The organism is Halomonas sp. ND22Bw (assembly GCF_003011945.1).
In the GTDB taxonomy this organism is placed as follows: domain Bacteria; phylum Pseudomonadota; class Gammaproteobacteria; order Pseudomonadales; family Halomonadaceae; genus Halomonas; species Halomonas halophila.
This window is the reverse complement of the sequence record NZ_PXWD01000437.1, coordinates 1-337: the sequence shown is the minus strand read 5'-3', so window position 1 is coordinate 337 and position 337 is coordinate 1. Positions and strand designations below refer to the sequence as shown.

General features: G+C 68.5%; 1 protein-coding gene. It reads left to right on the top strand.

Features of this window, described 5'->3' with window-relative positions; translation table 11 throughout:
• Positions 1–269 (top strand): hypothetical protein (locus CVH10_RS18815; protein WP_219924832.1); only part of this gene is annotated, 269 nt, incomplete at its 5' end.
• Positions 270–337: the final 68 nt, after the last annotated feature.

Here is a 337-nt window from a genome sequence, read left to right as displayed (position 1 = left end):
GGCGGCCGTCGCCCGCCTTCCTGTCGCGCTTCGCCCGCGTGGTCGCCGCCAGCGCCATGATGGCCGCCCTGCTGTTCGCCGCCGACGTCTTCTATCCGCAGCTGAGCCGCATCTTCCTGGCCAAGGAGATCGCGGTTTTGGTGGTGTGCGGCGTGGGCGCGGTTCTGTACGGCGTCTGCCTGATGACCTTCCGCGCCGTCACCCTGTCGGAACTGAAGGCCACCCTGCGGCGTGAGCCGGGCGGCGGCGCGGTCTCCGGTCTGGACTGACCGGCGCCAAACCGATAAGCGCGAGGCCATGATGAACTCGGGCTTCATTTTTGACCTGCGATGGCGCG